Source organism: Acinetobacter schindleri CIP 107287 (genome assembly GCF_000368625.1).
In the GTDB taxonomy this organism is placed as follows: domain Bacteria; phylum Pseudomonadota; class Gammaproteobacteria; order Pseudomonadales; family Moraxellaceae; genus Acinetobacter; species Acinetobacter schindleri.
Genome location: NZ_KB849576.1, coordinates 606,207 through 623,041, shown reverse-complemented (window position 1 = coordinate 623,041; position 16,835 = coordinate 606,207). Strand labels below are relative to the sequence as shown.

General features: G+C 42.0%; 16 protein-coding genes. 5 read left to right on the top strand and 11 right to left on the bottom strand.

Annotation, left to right across the window (positions count from 1 at the left end; genetic code table 11):
* Window positions 1-45: 45 nt before the first annotated feature.
* The 3 genes from F955_RS10530 to F955_RS10520 form a co-directional block, all read right to left on the bottom strand.
* A complete protein-coding gene (locus F955_RS10530; RefSeq protein WP_004894286.1) occupies window positions 46-555 on the bottom strand; it encodes a hypothetical protein in 510 nt (169 codons plus the stop codon).
* Between the two features lie 66 nt (window positions 556-621).
* Window positions 622-1,401 (bottom strand): TIGR03915 family putative DNA repair protein, encoded by a 780-nt coding sequence (locus F955_RS10525; RefSeq protein WP_004894283.1) that lies wholly within the window; start codon window positions 1,399-1,401, stop codon window positions 622-624.
* Window positions 1,401-2,660, bottom strand: coding sequence for a putative DNA modification/repair radical SAM protein (locus F955_RS10520; RefSeq protein WP_004894280.1), 1,260 nt, complete (start codon window positions 2,658-2,660; stop codon window positions 1,401-1,403). Before F955_RS10520 ends, F955_RS10525 begins: the two co-directional genes overlap by 1 nt.
* A gap of 205 nt (window positions 2,661-2,865) precedes the next feature.
* On the opposite strand from F955_RS10520, the gene F955_RS10515 reads away from it, so the two are divergent.
* Entirely contained in the window at window positions 2,866-3,912 is a 1,047-nt protein-coding gene (locus F955_RS10515) for an NAD(P)H-dependent flavin oxidoreductase (RefSeq protein ID WP_004894278.1), read from the top strand.
* 69 nt (window positions 3,913-3,981) lie between these two features.
* On the opposite strand, the gene F955_RS10510 is transcribed toward F955_RS10515, so the two are convergent.
* From F955_RS10510 to dusB, 3 genes are all read right to left on the bottom strand, one after another.
* Window positions 3,982-4,653, bottom strand: a complete 672-nt coding sequence (locus tag F955_RS10510; protein ID WP_004894274.1) for a glycine zipper domain-containing protein — start codon at window positions 4,651-4,653, stop codon at window positions 3,982-3,984.
* Between the two features lie 456 nt (window positions 4,654-5,109).
* Complete coding sequence (locus F955_RS10505; RefSeq protein ID WP_004894271.1) at window positions 5,110-5,766, bottom strand: hypothetical protein; 657 nt, start codon at window positions 5,764-5,766, stop codon at window positions 5,110-5,112.
* A gap of 244 nt (window positions 5,767-6,010) precedes the next feature.
* Entirely contained in the window at window positions 6,011-7,036 is a 1,026-nt protein-coding gene (gene dusB, locus F955_RS10500) for a tRNA dihydrouridine synthase DusB (protein ID WP_004894270.1), read from the bottom strand.
* Between the two features lie 81 nt (window positions 7,037-7,117).
* Here dusB and F955_RS10495 point away from each other — a divergent pair, with 81 nt between their 5' ends.
* From F955_RS10495 to F955_RS10485, 3 genes are all read left to right on the top strand, one after another.
* Complete coding sequence (locus F955_RS10495; RefSeq protein WP_026056709.1) at window positions 7,118-8,323, top strand: DUF1615 family protein; 1,206 nt, start codon at window positions 7,118-7,120, stop codon at window positions 8,321-8,323.
* A complete protein-coding gene (locus F955_RS10490; protein WP_004894268.1) occupies window positions 8,290-8,949 on the top strand; it encodes an HAD-IB family hydrolase in 660 nt (219 codons plus the stop codon). Before F955_RS10495 ends, F955_RS10490 begins: the two co-directional genes overlap by 34 nt.
* A gap of 260 nt (window positions 8,950-9,209) precedes the next feature.
* A complete protein-coding gene (locus F955_RS10485) occupies window positions 9,210-9,413 on the top strand; it encodes a hypothetical protein (protein WP_004894267.1) in 204 nt (67 codons plus the stop codon).
* A 65-nt stretch (window positions 9,414-9,478) separates the two neighbouring features.
* Here the strand turns inward: F955_RS10485 and F955_RS10480 are convergent, their stop codons facing one another.
* Window positions 9,479-10,573 carry a fatty acid desaturase family protein gene (locus tag F955_RS10480; RefSeq protein ID WP_004894266.1) on the bottom strand — a complete coding sequence of 365 codons (1,095 nt, stop codon included), beginning with the start codon at window positions 10,571-10,573 and terminating at the stop codon, window positions 9,479-9,481.
* 14 nt (window positions 10,574-10,587) lie between these two features.
* On the bottom strand, window positions 10,588-11,655 hold the full coding sequence (locus F955_RS10475) for a ferredoxin reductase (protein WP_017401370.1): 1,068 nt from the start codon (window positions 11,653-11,655) through the stop codon (window positions 10,588-10,590).
* Between the two features lie 149 nt (window positions 11,656-11,804).
* On the opposite strand from F955_RS10475, the gene fabR reads away from it, so the two are divergent.
* Window positions 11,805-12,485, top strand: coding sequence for an HTH-type transcriptional repressor FabR (fabR, locus tag F955_RS10470; protein WP_004894263.1), 681 nt, complete (start codon window positions 11,805-11,807; stop codon window positions 12,483-12,485).
* A gap of 57 nt (window positions 12,486-12,542) precedes the next feature.
* On the opposite strand, the gene F955_RS10465 is transcribed toward fabR, so the two are convergent.
* The 3 genes from F955_RS10465 to rapA form a co-directional block, all read right to left on the bottom strand.
* Window positions 12,543-13,346 (bottom strand): alpha/beta fold hydrolase, encoded by an 804-nt coding sequence (locus tag F955_RS10465; RefSeq protein ID WP_017401371.1) that lies wholly within the window; start codon window positions 13,344-13,346, stop codon window positions 12,543-12,545.
* 124 nt (window positions 13,347-13,470) lie between these two features.
* On the bottom strand, window positions 13,471-13,737 hold the full coding sequence (locus tag F955_RS10460) for a PAAR domain-containing protein (RefSeq protein WP_004894260.1): 267 nt from the start codon (window positions 13,735-13,737) through the stop codon (window positions 13,471-13,473).
* Between the two features lie 211 nt (window positions 13,738-13,948).
* A complete protein-coding gene (gene rapA, locus F955_RS10455; RefSeq protein ID WP_017401372.1) occupies window positions 13,949-16,786 on the bottom strand; it encodes an RNA polymerase-associated protein RapA in 2,838 nt (945 codons plus the stop codon).
* Window positions 16,787-16,835: the final 49 nt, after the last annotated feature.

Genomic DNA, 16,835 nt, shown 5'->3' with positions numbered 1-16,835 from the left:
CATCTGATGATGGGCTTCTTTTATGCACTGAATAATTTTAAAAATTTATAGTGCCGCTTTTAGATTACAACCATAGTTCATAGTTTGTTGTACCTGACGATAGCTGGTATATCGATCCAGAATAAAGGTATAGAACTGATCAGCCGTTGAGAAATTCGCTTTAAGATCTTCTTTTTCTGTATTTGGCAGCTGAATATCATTCACTAAATTAAGATTGTAATGTCCCAGTCGATACATCTCGGCAAAATAGCCATTCATCATATCGCAATAGGCCATTTTACTGGACTTAAGTGCTGTGCTTGCGACCAAATGCTGATTCAAGGTTCTCAGGTTATTTACATCTAAAGGGAACTGATGCGCAAAGGCAATACTTTCGACTTTCTTAAACTGGCTAAAGTCAGTTGCCAGTTTTTGATTGAGAGTATCAAAGCGTTGCTGTAATTCCTGAGCATTTTTAACCTGATACTGAGCGGGGTCGACCTCAATCTTTTCGGGTTCTTGCGAACATGCAGTTAACGTCAAGCCTAGCGCCAATGTACTCAGCCATACCTTCATAAACACATCACTCAATCAAAAAACAATAGCACTCTGATTATGCCTGAAAATCCTAAAGCATGTGTTTCAAAGTGCTTTTTCATTCATATATCGCCAATAGCGTTTAGGTACATATTGAATATGCAGCTTCATATTCTTACGTGCCTGAATATTCACACTATGAAAATAGTCTTTCCAAAGCTGGTCATAGAGTAATTCCTCATCATCCAGTTCAACGCTGAAAGACTGACTATGTCCAAGCCGGACTTGTGGATCTATCTGTCCTGCATTCATTTCTACCTGATGCAAATTTTTTAAATCATAGTAGATACCGTATTTGCGCTGTTCATCATAAATCAGCCAGGTCTGATCCTGATAACGCTCCTTGAAGTGTTTGCTAATAATCGGTAGCACATTAAAATCTGGCTTGATCAAACTTAAGAACAAACCATCCTGACATTTTTTGAAACGCACAAAAGCTTCCATCCGGTGCTTTTCACGTCCCACCTGTTTTGCCCATTGTGACATGCCCAATACCGCAGCATGACCATAGTCTTGATCCACTGGCCGCTGACTCTGAAAAACATATACTGCAAAGTCAAACAGGACCTGGAAAGCCTGTTCTTGCTCCGCAAAAAAGGTATAGTAAAAAGCCCTCAAGCTGCCTGAACCAACTTTCTGTTTTAAGCCTTGCCAGACACGCTGGCCATGCGTATCATTGGACGCCACATGAATAAAATCATCAAACAGACCATTTTGTGCATGCGGATTGGCAGTAATTCTGACCTCAAATTCACGAAATTCAAAAGCACGAAATACGCAGCTCAATAGTCCTGTCATTGTGCCATCAAAATAGTAACAGGCCATCAGAACCCTAATCCCAGTTGAGGTGAAAGTTGCTGCTGATATTTTGAATAACCCGACTGCAATATCTGCTGCCGAATCTGTTGTGATTGCTGTTCTTTTTTAAATTTTGGTGTATCGGCGCAGTGGATAAAATGCTGCGCACGGTTATAAGCTACCCCCATACGTTTCAGCTGATCAATATGAATCTGACCAAAACGGCGCGCCTGAACGATTTTCTTGGCGGAACGCACTCCGATTCCTGGTACTCGCAGAATCATTTTATATTCGGCTCGGTTAATATCGACTGGAAAGGCTTCCGGATGACGCAATGCCCAACTGAGCTTTGGATCAATATCCAGTTCCAGATTCGGATGCTGGTCATCGACAATTTCTTCAGCATCAAAACCATAAAAACGCATTAACCAGTCAGATTGATACAGTCGGTTTTCACGTAATAATGGTGGTGCTGAACCCACGGCCGGTAGTGCTTTTTCTTCAGCATTAATCGGGATATAACCGGAAAAATACACACGCTTTAGCTTAAATTCCTTGTAATGCCGATCCGCCATCAAAATGACATCACGATCCGTTTCACTATGCGCCCCAACCACCATTTGTGTAGTCTGGCCTGCCGGTACAAATTTGGGTACAGCCTTGATAATTTTACTTTCGTCTTTCATTTGAATCAGACGATCACGCACAATGCCCAGATCTTTCTGTACTTCAGCATGAGTTTTCTCTGGGGCAAATTTTCGTAATCCATCTTCTGTTGGCATTTCCAGATTGATACTCATCCGGTCCACATATAGACCTGCTTCAGTAATAATTTCCTGCGAAGCTCCCGGAATGGTCTTAAGATGAATATAACCATTAAAGTTTTCTTCCAGCCGCAGTTTCTTGACTACCTGCAGCATACGCTCCATGGTGTAATCGGCAGACTTAAAGATACCTGAACTCAAGAATAGCCCTTCAATATAATTACGACGATAGAAGTTCATGGTCAGATCAACCACTTCCTGCACGGTAAAAGCGGCCCGTTTTACATCATTGGAACGGCGTGAAACGCAATACGAGCAGTCATAAATACAGACATTGGAAAACAGGATTTTCAGCAAAGAAACACAACGACCGTCTTCAGTATAGCTATGACAGATCCCGTTGCCAGTATTGCCTAGACCTTTATCTTTATTCTTTCGATTGCTGCCACTAGATGAACAGGACACATCATATTTGGCAGCATCAGCGAGAATCTGTAATTTTTCACGTATACGATCAGACATGAGTTCAGGAAAATTTAACTAAAACAGCATTATAAAACTGTAGAATTTCACCTACTATGCAATCGATCAGTACAGCGACAATGAGTGTCGCCGCAAATGTAATACTTATGTAACTATAGTCGAATATTTCAAAATAAAATAACCAATATGGTTTGCTTAATTTTTAAGGCGAAGGCACAGTAAGATGATAACAAGGAGCAAAGCCATGTCTTTATTGGAAAAATTAGGCATTAAACACCCAATTCTGTTAGCACCCATGGCCGGTGTCTCCACACCTGAGCTGGCCGCTGAAGTCTCTAATCAGTGTGCTTTGGGTTCATTAGGATTAGGTGCCAGTAGCGTACAGTCTGGGCGTGAACAGATTCTTAAAACTCAGGAGCTGACCGATCAGCCTTTTCAGGTTAATTTCTTCTGCCATAAATCTGAAGATTTAGATGACACTGTCGCTCAAGCCTGGATTGAGCAGTTCAAGGATAAATTTGCCCAGTTTGGTATAGAACCACCCAAAACCTTGAAATGCATTTATCCAAGCTTTAGGGACAATGATGATTTCCTGAATCTGGTTCTGGAAACACGTCCGAAAGCGGTGAGTTTTCACTTCGGTATTCCGCATTCTTATCAGGTTCAAGCACTTAAAGAGGCTGGAATTATCACCATGGTTTCTGCGACCAACCTGGCTGAAGCACGTGCGATCGAGGCTGCTGGCATTGATGTGGTGATTGCTCAAGGTATTGAAGCAGGTGGGCACCGTGGAATTTTCAGCACCAAATTTGATGCCTCAGTCAAAACTTCAAATTTAATCAAGCTGATTAAACAATATTGCTCCCTGCCCATTGTAGCTGCTGGGGGCATTATGGACGGCTATCAGGCACGACAGATGCTGAAGCTTGGTGCTGAAGCCGTTCAGCTGGGAACGGCATTTGTACAGTGCAAAACCTCTAATGCTAATGAAGCCTATCGTAAAGCCTTGCTGTCTAAACCATTGACCCAGGTGACTGCAAGTATTTCTGGTCGTCCTGCGCGTGGCATTATCAATCATTGGCATACTGATATCGACACCCCGGATCGTCTAGATGTACCAGCCTATCCATATACTTATGACCTGGCCAAGCAATTACATGCAGCAGCCGTTCAACATGGCGATCATGGCTATGGTGCTTTCTGGGCTGGCTCAAACGCCGCACAAACACGCGAAATGGAAGCTTCAGACCTGGTTAACCAGCTGATTCTGGAGATTAAACATCGAGAATAAGCAGTTTTTCTTCTCATTAAAATAAAAAAACCTCTCAATATTGAGAGGTTTTTTTATGCGTAACAGAATTTAGCGAGTCGCACGATGCCATGCATCTTTCACTGCAAATTTGGCTTCTTCCCAATTGAGACGGGAATCACCTTTAACCTGTTCCCATTTGGTACGCAAATCAGGTTCAGCTTCATTAAATTCTTTACCATTGTAATATTCACGGTTTTCATAACCGAGGCGATATGCGCCACGATAATCCCGATCATAGTCCAGATCACCATAGACATTACGGCTTTCACTATAATAAGGAGTCTGATGATGCTGTTCACGCCAGTAGTGATCATCGTCCTGTAAATTTTCTGAACCTGAAAGTGCAATACCTTCTGGTGTATCTAGCGTAGGTCGTGCTGATTCTGCCATTTCATTTCCAGCTAGACCACCTACCACTCCCCCAACAAGGCCGCCGACGACTGCACCTGCAGGACCACCGACTGCTCCAATCGCCGCACCTGCTGCAGCGCCACCTAAGGTTCCAGCACTGGTAGCCACAGGATGATCACCCGCTTCATTCATATCGGGAACACGATGGCTTTCGGTATCTGGTAAATTTAAATCTGGGCGTGCACTGCCTGAAGTGGTCGGGCTGCTTTTTAATGCTTCATCATCTCTTAATACATCAGTCCGTTCTTGAGACAAATCACGATGTGAAGCTGGGTTAATATCTGAAACTGGTCGATTGGTATTTGTCATTCTAAATCTCCCTTGATCTTTTATAGCCAAGATAGAAATCTCATCTTGTCTTTGATTTATTTATAATAGAGAAAATTCAGGTTAACACTGTCCAAGTCCTGTCCCGTTTCAGTGAATATATACTACGCTATGTACCTGTAGACTACGGATGTAACAGGCATGTCTAAATTGCATGAATAAACATCAAATAAGTATAGTTTTTATAACCAGGTAATTATAATTTTTCGAAATCCTCAATTTTGTATTTATTCATGAATAGTCGTTTTAAATACATTATCCACTTACCCATTTTCAATGATGACTGTCAGATGCCTCGGATATAATAGACGTATTAAAAATAGCTAGTCTTAATCTGAAGGATTTAGACTACTGTAAAGCAAATAAAGGTTAGATTTGTATTTATAGAACAATAAAAAAACCTCTCCGAAGTAGAGAGGTTTTATCTAAAGATGTGGTTTAGCGAGTTGTGCGATCCCATGCATCTTTGACTGCATATTTAGCCTGTTCCCAGGTCAAACGAGATTCACCTTTGAATTGCTCCCATTTGCTTCGCAAGTCAGGTTCAGCTTCATTAAATTCTTTACCATTGTAATGTTCACGATTTTCATAACCGAGTTGGTAAGCCCCGCGATAATCACGATCATAGTCCAGATCCCCATGCACATTGCGGCTTTCACTATAATAGGGTCTGCTTTGATACTCTTCGCGCCAGTACTTGTCCTGGTCTCCTAATAGACTCGAATTTTCAATACCATGGTCTGGATGATCTGGTGTTGAAATATCCTTACCTGCGATTCCGCCAAGTACGCCGCCAACAACTCCGCCAATCAAGGAGCCTCCTGGTCCACCCACCATACCAAGTGTTGCGCCAATGGCCGCTCCACCCACACTTCCGGCACCGGTTGCCAATGCCTGATCTCCAGTTTCAGCCTCTTTCTCATCTGGATCAAGGGTTCTTGTAGTATCTGCTGGATTTAAATTAGGATCAGTACCTTGTGCGATTGAAGGATCCATTTTCACAACTTCTTCATGTTTTATTGCGTTATTGTCCTCAACCAGATCGGTTTGAGTAGTTGGATTAATCTCTGAAACTGGACGATTAATATTTGTCATTCTGATTCTCCCTTGATTTTATTTAGACAAAATTGAAATTCATCTTGCACATGTCCTTTATCATAGAGAAAATTCAGGTTAATACTGTCCAAGTCCTGTCCTGTTTTAGTGAAGTTAGTCCTTAACTCTGTACAGGTATTTCCATCATGTAAACGCCTGCTGTATTGCATAACATAGATATAAAAAAGGTACTGTTTAAACGACAGTACCTTAAGAAGGAATTCATTTCAGGTAATGCGGAAAATCAGGTTGTTTCCAGAAGATTCACCTGTTCGACCTGCACATCACTCATGATCTGACCATGCTCCAGCAGATTATTGAAGTAGGCTTCTACCACTTTATATTGATCTGCGGTACTTTCCACCTTATACATATTCTGACGAAACTCATTGCTGGAACGCAGACCTTTGGTATACCAGGCAATATGCTTACGGGAAATTCGGCAGCCAGAATATTCACCGTAAAATTCATACAGTTCAGCCAAGTGACCCAGTAAGACCTCTTTAACTTCGGCAATACTTGGTGCAGCCAGCTGTTCTCCAGTCTTTAAATAATGTGCGATTTCACGAAAAATCCATGGACGTCCCTGTGCTGCACGCCCAATCATCACTGCATCGGCACCGGTATAATCCAGTACATATTTGGCCTTTTCTGGACTGTCGATATCTCCGTTCGCAATCACGGGAATATTCAATATCTCCTTCACATCTTTAATCAGTGAATAGCGCGCTGTGTTTAAATACATATCTTCGCGGGTACGGCCATGTAATGCCAAGGCCGAAATACCGGCTTCTTCTGCCCGCTTGGCCACACGCATGATATTTTCCTGACCATTTAAATAACCCAGACGGGTTTTTAAAGTCACGGGGACATCGACTGCAGCAACAACGGCATCCAGAATACGTGCAACCAGATCTTCATCTTGCAGTAATGCCGAACCAGCCAGCTTGTTACAGACTTTTTTAGCTGGGCAACCCATATTAATATCAACAATTTGTGCACCGTTCGCAACCTGATACCGTGCCGCCTCTGCCAGATCACGCGGATCTGAACCGGCAATTTGTGCCGAAATTGGCGCCAGTTCGCCATCGAAATTAGCACGGTACAAACTTTTCTTACTCATGCGCAGGGTTTTGTCTGAAGTCATCATTTCACTGACAGCATGACCTGCACCAAAATATTTGCATAGTGTACGGAACGGACGGTCTGTCACGCCTGCCATGGGAGCGACAATCAAATTATTTGACAGTTGATACGGACCAATATACATATAAATTCATCACTTTGTTGATGAGCATAGTATACTGCATCTGCCTTGATCGCTCATCTGCTGGAATCTGATTTAGACAACATGAACAACACACTTCACCGAATTTTTACTGTTAAATCGTGGTCTGTCCTTGCTTTATCCCTAAGTCTTGCCGGCTGTGGCAATGGTTCTTGGTGGTCTTCTGATGAGCCAACCATGGAAGCTGACCAGATACCTAAAGCGATTCCATCACGTGTCAGCAATCGTGATTCATGGGCCAAAGATATCTATGATATTACCGAACAACTGGGTATTCCCCAAACTAAACAGAATATCTGTACCATCGTCGCAGTGGTGGATCAGGAATCTAATTTCCACGCAAATCCAACTGTTGCTGGTCTGGGCGAAAAAGCAGTAAAAGAAGTTCAAGGCCGTCTGGAAGAAAAATTTACCGAGAAACTTGGTGAAAGTATCGGTGGAACAGTTGCAGGATATTTCCAGGATGTTCTGAAGAATCATCCCACTCCGGATAACAACTATCTCAGCCAGATGCGTAAGGTTAAAACTGAACGTGAACTGGATGAACTGTATCGTGAAATATTTGACTATATGGCCAAACATTATCACGTGAGTGCCCTAACGGGTGCAGCCAAACTCTTTGGTCAAAACATCGGCGAAAAGCTTAATCCGATTACGACTTTAGGTTCGATGCAGGTGCATATTAGCTATGCCAAGGAGCATAAGCGTCAAGGTGGCAATATCGCTGAACTGCGTACCGATCTGTATAGTCAGTATGGCGGTCTGTATTATGGTATTCATCGTCTGATGATGTATCCGGCAGATTATGATAAACCGATCTATCGTTTTGCCGACTATAATTCAGGCATGTATTCCAGTCGTAATGCTGCCTTCCAGAGCATGCTCAATGACCTGACTGAAGCCGAACTGGATCTGGATGGCGATCTCTTGCTATATAGCAAAGATGGCAGTATCCGCTCTCAGAAAAGTCAGTCTGAACGTGAATTAATCAATGTATTTGCCAAGCATAATTTCATTATTACTGAGCGTCAGATCCGTTCTGACCTGAAGAAGGAAAAGGAAAAGGATTTTGAAGACACCATGACCTATCGTGGTGTAGCGAAACTATATCAGGAACAAACGGGTAAAGAACCTTTTTATGCCATCATGCCTGAAGTGGTGATTTCTGGACCAAAATTGAGTCGTGATTACAATACCAACTGGTTTGCTAGCCGTGTAGATGGCCGTTACCAAACATGCATGCGCAAAATCAAAAACCTCAAGCTCTAGCCTTATTTGACTTTGATGGCACCCTGTATTCGCATGACAGCTTTACAGGGTTTATTTTTCATGTCCTGAAAAAACGACATATTATTTGGCGTGGTCTGAAAATTCTGCCATGGATTACTGCTTATTATCTCAAAATCTATCCTGCCCATCGCATGCGACCAAAGCTTTATTTAGCCATGTTTAAAGATGCTGATGTAGAAATAATTTACCCTTTAGCATTGCAATACGCGAATAAGATTTTAGGGAATCTTGACCCTACTCTGTTTGAGCAGCTGAAAATGCATCGAAAGTTAGGACATAAAGTTATACTGGTTTCAGCAACTATTGATCTATATCTGGAAATGATTGCTAATACTCTAAGTATTGAGCTGCTCTGTTCCAAAGTTGAAATCAAAAATAGAAAATTGACAGGAAAATATCTAACACCCGACTGTAGCTGTCTGCAAAAGAAATTACGCGTTTTAGAAGCGATCAATCTTGAAGATTTTGAGATGATTTATGCTTATGGGAATAGTGAGGAAGATAAGGAAATGCTGAGTTTAGCGCAGCATAGCTATATGGTGGGCTTTGACAAGAAATTACCCGTATTAGAAAATCTAAATACTATAAAAAAACTCTCAAATTAATATTCTTTAAATAATAAATGTATTTTCAAGTTGAAATTATAATTAAATATTCATGATACATAATTAAATATAAAGATAATTTAAGCTGGTTATTTAAATTTTTAAACAGAATAGACTAAATAATAATTTTTCATATTTATATAAATAAAATCTAATACTTATAACTTTAGTCTATAAATATCATAACACGCCATTTATCGTGATACATTTCACACAAATAACCTAGTACAGCGATTTAATTTCATTAAGGCAATGTAACTATGAATCAATTTAATCCCCCCAAATACATAAGAAATCTATATATCCAATACGGTGAAAATCCTTTTATTTTGCTATCAAAATTTATTTGTGCTGCACGTCGGCATAAATGGAAAAAAGAAGAAATCGATCGTGTCATTTCAGCCGCAAAGAAAGGAAACTATATCAATCTCATTCGGATTTTACGTAGCCATGTTCAAGACTGAAAATATAATTAAAGGAATAAAAAAACCACTTCAATTGAAGTGGTTTTCTATTAACTTATAGAAACTTATTTTTTAAACGGAAAAGCATATTTCACAATACGCTTGATCACGCTGCCGTACTGTTTCACCAGACTCGCATTATTATAGTTCAAACCATATTTTTCACAAACCGCCTGAACTTTTGGCGCCATTTGACGATAACGACGTGCCGGCACATCTGGGTATAAATGGTGCTCAATCTGATGGCTCAAATGACCAGTCAGAATATGAAACGCTTCAGAGCCTGTCAGATTCGATGAACCACGAATCTGGCGCATATACCAGTGACCACGGCTTTCGTTTTCCAGTACTGATTTCGGGAATACTTCAACATCCTTAGTAAAGTGACCACAGAAAATAATACTAAATGTCCAAACGTTACGGATACCATTTGCCACCATATTACCAGCAAACACCGGCAATGCAGCAGGACCTGCAATTAACGGGAAGAAGACATAGTCCTTAAATAGCTGTTTGGTAATTTTACGCTGCATTGGTTTCCATTCTTCTTTAGTCTGTTCCTTGGTTTTACGACCCTTGAAGTATTTACCCAGTTCAAGATTTTGAATCGCTACGCCCCATTGGAACAACAGGCAGAATGGAATGCTGTAAATCGGTTGCAATAAATAAGATGGTTTCCAGCGTTGTTCAGGGAACAGACGAACCAGACCATAGCCGATATCATCATCCATACCTTTAATATTGGTATAGGTATGATGTTTAAAGTTATGGGTTTGACGCCAGTTATCAGAAGTACCCACAATGTCCCATTCATAGGTCTGGCCATTCATCTTAGGATCATTCATCCAGTCGTACTGACCGTGCATGACATTATGACCCAACTCCATATTTTCCATGATTTTGGCAAAACCAAGCAGACCTGTACCTAGAATCCATGCTGGAGGGAACCAGCCTGCGAACAATAACGCACGACCCGCAATAGAAGAGTAACGAATTGCAGAATAGACACGACGGATGTATTTCGCGTCTTTTTCGCCCAAGTCATCTAACACTTCCTGCTTGATCGCATCAAGTTCGCGCGCAAGTTCGTCCAATTCTGTCTGTGTCAGTTCACGGTTTTTTGGATTTTTAAAATACTGAAATTTTACTGGCATATTCATAGTGATCAACTCGCTTATAGGTCGATGACAAGGTCAGTCTGCGCTGAATTCACACAAATTTTCAGGAGATTTCCTGGTTCTTTATTTTGTGCGCCATTGACTAAATTTTTGGTAGAACCTTCAACTTTATTGCAAGCGCATTTATTACAAATACCCATACGACAGCCGTGGTTCGGTTTAATATTTTGCTGTTCCAGACTCGCTAGAATAGACTGACCTTTTGGAATGCTAACAACTTTATTAGATTGCGTCAGTGTGACATTCACAAAGCCTGTTTCAGTGTTATCGTCCAGACTCATGCTGAAAGCTTCAGACTTAAATACTTTGGCATGAGCAAACAGTATTTCTGCCTGAGTGACAAAACCTGATGGACCGCAAGCATAGACTGTTGTCTGATCAATATTTTGAAGATCGGTCAGATGACTTTGATTCAAGCGTTCCGCAGCCGGTTTTTCCTGAGTCGCGAATAATTTAAAGCTAAAGTTTGGATACTGCGCAGCAAATTCTTCAAAACGTGATTTGAATGCGACATCTTGATAATGCTTTACCCAGTACAGAAGCTGTACTGGCTGTTGACTCAGCTTGCCAGTCTTGCTCAATGCTTCGAGCAAACTCAGCATAGGTGTAATACCACTACCCGCTGCCAACAACAGCATTGGTGTTGCTTCAACAGCTAAAGTCATATCACCAAATGGCAAACCGAATTCAATAATGTCACCAACTTGAGCGATATTTGCCGCCCAATGACTTACCTTACCATCTTCAACTTTCTTGATGGTCAGTAACACATGTTGCTGATCCAGCTGAGTCAGACTATAGCTACGCTCGTAACGAATACCATTTACCACAACGTAAACTGGATGATGCTGGCCCGCTTCGCCAAATTTAAACAAGCGATTGACCTGAATTTTCAGGCTGACCATATCCTGGGCAGCATTTTCTTTATGCACAATCTTGCCCAATGGCTGGTTCAGCGACCAGAGTGGGTTAAATTTCTGCATCCAGAAATTAATCGCATGCTGATCAATCACGCTTTCTTTAAAGAAATCGATCGGCGATTTACGTTTTGCGAGTACCTGCATCTTCATAGCAATCTTGTTGGGTTTTGAATTATTATACACATGTATATATATTTGTATATACACCTGTATTGTTTCTATTCATTTCACAAGTTTGCTGCGCTTCGCTATAATACTGGAATGCCTCATATCCAATACATGACGAGTCTTCAATGAAAATAAGCAGTGACGCTTCCCTACTCAAAACAAAGAACATTGATGAACCGATCATTGTACGCAGCGTGGGGCGTAAGGCGACGATTACCAAAGAAGAACTGTTTCAGGCAGCCTTAAATCTGATTGGCCCACAAAAAAGTATTGCCTCTTTAAGCCTGCGTGAAGTAGCACGCGAAGCCGGTATTGCACCGAACAGCTTTTATCGTCACTTTAAAGATATCGATGAACTGGCAATTGAACTGATTGACCGTGCCGGTCTGGTATTGCGTAAGATTCTGAATGAATCACGCTTAAAGGCATCGAAACAGAACAGTATTATCCGTAGTTCAGTAGAAGTATTCATTGCCCAGTTAGATGCTGATGAAGGCAACCTGAGTTTGTTACTCCGTGAAGGCTATACCGGTTCACAATCATATAAACAGGCGGTAGAGCGTCAACTCCAGTATTTCCAGCAGGAATTACAGGAAGACCTGGTACGTCTGGAAAGACTGAATAAAAGCCGTCTGCTCTATCCGGATATCGCTGCCAAAGCGATTACCCAGCTGGTATTTAACATGGGTGCCAAAGTGATAGATATGCCAGCTGATGAACGTCAGGAAATTGCGGAGCAGACCATGATCATGATCCGCATGATTTTGGAAGGTGCTCGACATCTCGATCAGTCTCAAATCCGTTAATCTTGATGAATACAAGCTAAATAGAAAGAGATGTCGGTTATCTCTTTATATTTGATATTATCCCAAAGTTTTCAGTTTGGCTTTTACATATTCAGCTACCTGTTTTGGCTGTTCCAGTGGAAACATATGTCCACCTGGCAAGACTGAATAATCAATTTGATAAATTTTCTTTAAGCCTTGCGGCAGACCCTGTTGATAGAACTGGCTCTGTTCTGCAGTGATGAGGTGAATGGGAACTTGCGGTGCTTTACGCGGGGTACGCCACCACCAGGCCGGAACTGTCCGAAAGATTTCTGCTTCAACCTGTTTTGGAATTTTTAAAGTTACACCACCGCGCTGTTGATCTTCAACAATTCCACTGTCGATATAGTCCTGAAAACACTGTTCATCAAAATGCTTAAACAGACGATTCGATCTCAGCGCCTCTACCGCGTCCAGCTGAGATGACCAGTGGTCTTTACGCTTTAAAGTAATACCTGCCGGAGTAAAGCGATCAATACTTTTTAAATTGAGCTTTTTTACCAGTTCAAATAACGCACTGTTTTTCCCAATCACAAAAGGCGGATCCATAATGATGAGCTTAGAAAATAAAGCTGGCTTTTTATAAGCCGCCATCATCGTAACCAAACCGCCAAAAGAGTGTCCAAGTCCAATCACTGATTTTCCTGAAAATTGCTGTTCAATATCGGCAATCACCTCATCCACCAAATAACGCCAGTCTGCGGTAATTGGATAATCTGGATTCATGCCGATCAAAGGAATACTTTTAACCGTATATTCATCCTGAAAACCGTTCAGGAACTTCCGATAAGTCGCTGATGGAATGCCATTGGCATGGGTAAAATGTAAGGCTGGCTTCATGCGGTTATATAGTTTTTCAATCCATGATGTCTGCAAGCTTAACCTTAAAGATGACTAAAAATGAGCACATATTCTTCCTAAGCATGACCTTGAAGTCACCGAATGAAGAATAAAAGCAGCTGGATTATTTTTGCGAAACTGTCAGATGCTGATTTGCCAGAAACTGGGCGCCACAACTGGCTTTGTCACCTGCGACAATCACCGCCCGCCCTAAAACAGTAATGGATTGATTTTTGGCAATGGCGGTCACTACGCTATTGCACTTGGGACAGTAATGCTTCATGCCTTGCAAATGCACAGCGATGCCGTGAATTAATACAGAATTTTCCGCTTCGGCAACTACACCACCATGTGAAGTTTGCGAGCCTAAAGTAATAAACGCCTGAGACATTATTTTGATTTCTTGTTATGATTTTTTACTATTTTAACCGAAGATGATTTTTAACAACAACCATTTACTGACAGCTTATATCTTCAAACAAATATTCTTATCTAAATGAAATAGTTTTAATCATATAAATCCTCATAATTTCAATCCAGATTTCTTGTAGAAAAATAGCCATAAAAAAACAGCCCGAAGGCTGCCTTTTCTTAGATGATTGTTATGGTTTAACCACCACCATCACCTGAATTGCTTCTGGGGTTACAGACAGACCATCCAGTAAGCTTAAACCTTCTTTCTGCAGTTTTTGCAGACGAGAAATTTCATCTTCACGGATGCTTGGGTTGAACTGTTTCAGGTAAGTCAGACGGTCAATTTCATATTGCCATTTGCTGCCATATACTTCCTTCGCCTGTTGCTTGAATTGCGGCAAAGCAGCTCGAGCCAGTTCCAGTGCCTGTTGATAACGTGCTTCAATTACTTCACGACGCGCTTTCACGACCTGACGGCAGCTATTGCCATCCAGATGATGTAAATATGGTTTCAGAATTTCTGGCGCAATTTTTTGCGACAGATCCTGACCTTTTTCACTGAGCAATACACGAACCAATTGTTGTGGCAAGCTTGATGGCAAGTTCAATGCTTTCGGTGCCACGACATCCACTTTAAACCAGACTTCAAGCAATACTGAACCTTGTGGCAATGCAGCAGACTTCAACACCGCAACATTGGTACTACCAAATCCTTGTGTATTGATCATTTCCATCACACTTTCAGTGAATGGATGTTCAAGCGTCAAGTATTGAGCATCTTCACGGATTTGTGCCTGATCACGATAGAAAGTTGCAGTCATGCCCTCTTCATCCAGAGTCAGACCTTGCACCTGCATTTGATCGGTTGGCTTGATAATCACCGTACCATTACTTTGCTCATCAAAATCAATGTTGGTCGATGCCATAAAGCGCTTCATGAACATTGGCAAAGTCGTATTATCGTCATAATCTTCTAGGGCTGTGACGATTTCCTGTGCCACCATTGGACGGCAAGAGTTGTATTCCAACAGACGGTCACGGCCTTCCTGCAGTTCTGCTTCCAGCGCCTGACGTTGTACGGTCACTTCTTCTAGCAGATCTTCAAAAACCTGACCTTTATCAGCAAGTAAACAATCTTTTAATTCAATAATGAAGTTTTCTTGCAATGTTTGCGCAGTTGGCGAAATATTGCTGAAAATATTCAGTGCTTCGTTATACCAGCGGAACATACGCTCTTGTGCAGTACCGACCAGATAAGGCACATGAATCTGGATACGATTTTCCTGACCGATACGATCCAGACGACCGATACGTTGCTCAAGCACATCTGGATTTGCTGGCAAGTCAAATAGGATCAGGTCAGAAGCAAACTGGAAGTTACGGCCTTCAGAACCAATTTCTGAACACAGCAAAATCTGCGCGCCATAAGACTCTTCAGCGAAATAAGCTGCTGCCTGGTCACGTTCCAGCAGGCTCATGCCTTCATGGAACATCGCAGTACGGATACCAGCATGAAGACGTAGCACATTTTCCAGTGCTTCTACTACTGGACCACTACGCGCAATCAAAAGCACTTTTTTGTGTTTGAGATCAGTGCGGAGTTTTTCCATCAACCACATTACTCGTGGGTCTGATTCCATCCAGGAACCATCAAGCTGTAATTCTTCTGGCCACATTTGTTCACGTAGCTTGCCATTTTTAGACCAGTTTTCAGGTGCTGGTAATGGCGCTGGCTGACAGTCACGCCCCGGGAAGCCCTGAATGGCTTCACGGGTATTACGGAACAGGATACGGCCAGTACCATGGCGGTCCAGCAGTTCGTGAATCGCACGGAAACGTTGCTCAGGGTTATCTTCAATACGATGACCAAGCAGACCTTCAAGTGCTGCCAGATGCCCTTCTTCAAGTGGCATATCTGACATTAACACTTCAGCAATTTTTGCAGTCTGCTGATATTGTGCTTCTTCATCCAAGAAACGGTCTAATGAACTGAAACGTTGTGGATCCAGCAAACGTAAACGCGCAAAGTGCGATTCCACACCCAGCTGTTCAGGTGTTGCCGTTAACAATAATACGCCTGGTGTTTTTTCAGATAGTTCTTCAACCAGATCGTAACGGTCGTTACCTCCCTCTTCTTCACTCCACATCAAATGATGGGCTTCATCGACAACAAGAAGATCGAAACCAGCTTCAAGCGCCTGCTCACGCAGGTCTTCGTGATCAATCATCAGGTCAATAGAAGCAATAATGCGCTGTTCAGTCAGGAATGGATTTAGATCAGGATCGTGTTCTTTGATCGATGCAGTACGGGTTAAATCAAACAGTGAGAATTCCAGATTGAAGCGACGGCGCATTTCAATCATCCACTGATATTGTAGTGAATCTGGTACCAGAATCAGAATACGTTCAGAACGGCCAGTTTTTAGCTGTTGGTGAATGATCAAACCGGCTTCAATAGTTTTACCCAGACCTACTTCATCCGCCAGCAATACACGCGGTGCAAAACGTTTACCGACTTCGTGTGCGATATACAGCTGATGCGGAATCAGGCCTACACGTGAGCCAACCAGACCACGTAACGGGCTGCTTTGCATATTGGCTTGCATGAGCATAGCTTCAATACGCAGATCATACCATTCTTTATAATCGATCTGGCTAGCCAGCAAACGGTCTAATGGCTTAGACAACTGAATGGTTGCACCAATACGGGTTTCATTCAGAGCTTTACGTTCTTCAGTACCATCACTTAAAGTACGTACAACCTGATAACGCACCACGCCGTTGCGATCTTCAAAAGATTCAACCGTCCAGGTATTACCTTCCTGGTCTTGCAGCTCATCATTTACATTAAAAATGATACGAGACAAAGGCGCATTGCTACGTGCATAGACACGGGTTTCGTCGCTTTTCGGGAATAAAATGCTGACCGATCGCTCATCAACATCAATGAGAACCCCCAGACCGAGTTCTGTTTCAGTATCTGATAACCAACGTTGACCAATAGCAAACTGCTGCAATTTTTCCACCTTTATCTTAAGTACAAGACTGTAAAGATTATGCTCAAAAATAACACAT

Excerpts from the sequence above, each read along its gene's own strand:
- fabR (WP_004894263.1), top strand. The coding sequence starts at position 11,805 with ATGAAAATAAGCAGTGACGCTTCCCTACTCAAAACAAAGAACATTGAT.
- F955_RS10490 (WP_004894268.1), top strand. The coding sequence starts at position 8,290 with ATGCATGCGCAAAATCAAAAACCTCAAGCTCTAGCCTTATTTGACTTT.
- F955_RS10525 (WP_004894283.1), bottom strand. The coding sequence starts at position 1,401 with ATGGCCTGTTACTATTTTGATGGCACAATGACAGGACTATTGAGCTGC.
- F955_RS10495 (WP_026056709.1), top strand. The coding sequence starts at position 7,118 with ATGAACAACACACTTCACCGAATTTTTACTGTTAAATCGTGGTCTGTC.
- dusB (WP_004894270.1), bottom strand. The coding sequence starts at position 7,036 with ATGTATATTGGTCCGTATCAACTGTCAAATAATTTGATTGTCGCTCCC.
- F955_RS10510 (WP_004894274.1), bottom strand. The coding sequence starts at position 4,653 with ATGACAAATACCAATCGACCAGTTTCAGATATTAACCCAGCTTCACAT.
- F955_RS10515 (WP_004894278.1), top strand. The coding sequence starts at position 2,866 with ATGTCTTTATTGGAAAAATTAGGCATTAAACACCCAATTCTGTTAGCA.
- F955_RS10520 (WP_004894280.1), bottom strand. The coding sequence starts at position 2,660 with ATGTCTGATCGTATACGTGAAAAATTACAGATTCTCGCTGATGCTGCC.
- F955_RS10465 (WP_017401371.1), bottom strand. The coding sequence starts at position 13,346 with ATGAAGCCAGCCTTACATTTTACCCATGCCAATGGCATTCCATCAGCG.
- F955_RS10530 (WP_004894286.1), bottom strand. The coding sequence starts at position 555 with ATGAAGGTATGGCTGAGTACATTGGCGCTAGGCTTGACGTTAACTGCA.
- F955_RS10480 (WP_004894266.1), bottom strand. The coding sequence starts at position 10,573 with ATGAATATGCCAGTAAAATTTCAGTATTTTAAAAATCCAAAAAACCGT.
- F955_RS10460 (WP_004894260.1), bottom strand. The coding sequence starts at position 13,737 with ATGTCTCAGGCGTTTATTACTTTAGGCTCGCAAACTTCACATGGTGGT.
- F955_RS10505 (WP_004894271.1), bottom strand. The coding sequence starts at position 5,766 with ATGACAAATATTAATCGTCCAGTTTCAGAGATTAATCCAACTACTCAA.
- F955_RS10475 (WP_017401370.1), bottom strand. The coding sequence starts at position 11,655 with ATGCAGGTACTCGCAAAACGTAAATCGCCGATCGATTTCTTTAAAGAA.
- F955_RS10485 (WP_004894267.1), top strand. The coding sequence starts at position 9,210 with ATGAATCAATTTAATCCCCCCAAATACATAAGAAATCTATATATCCAA.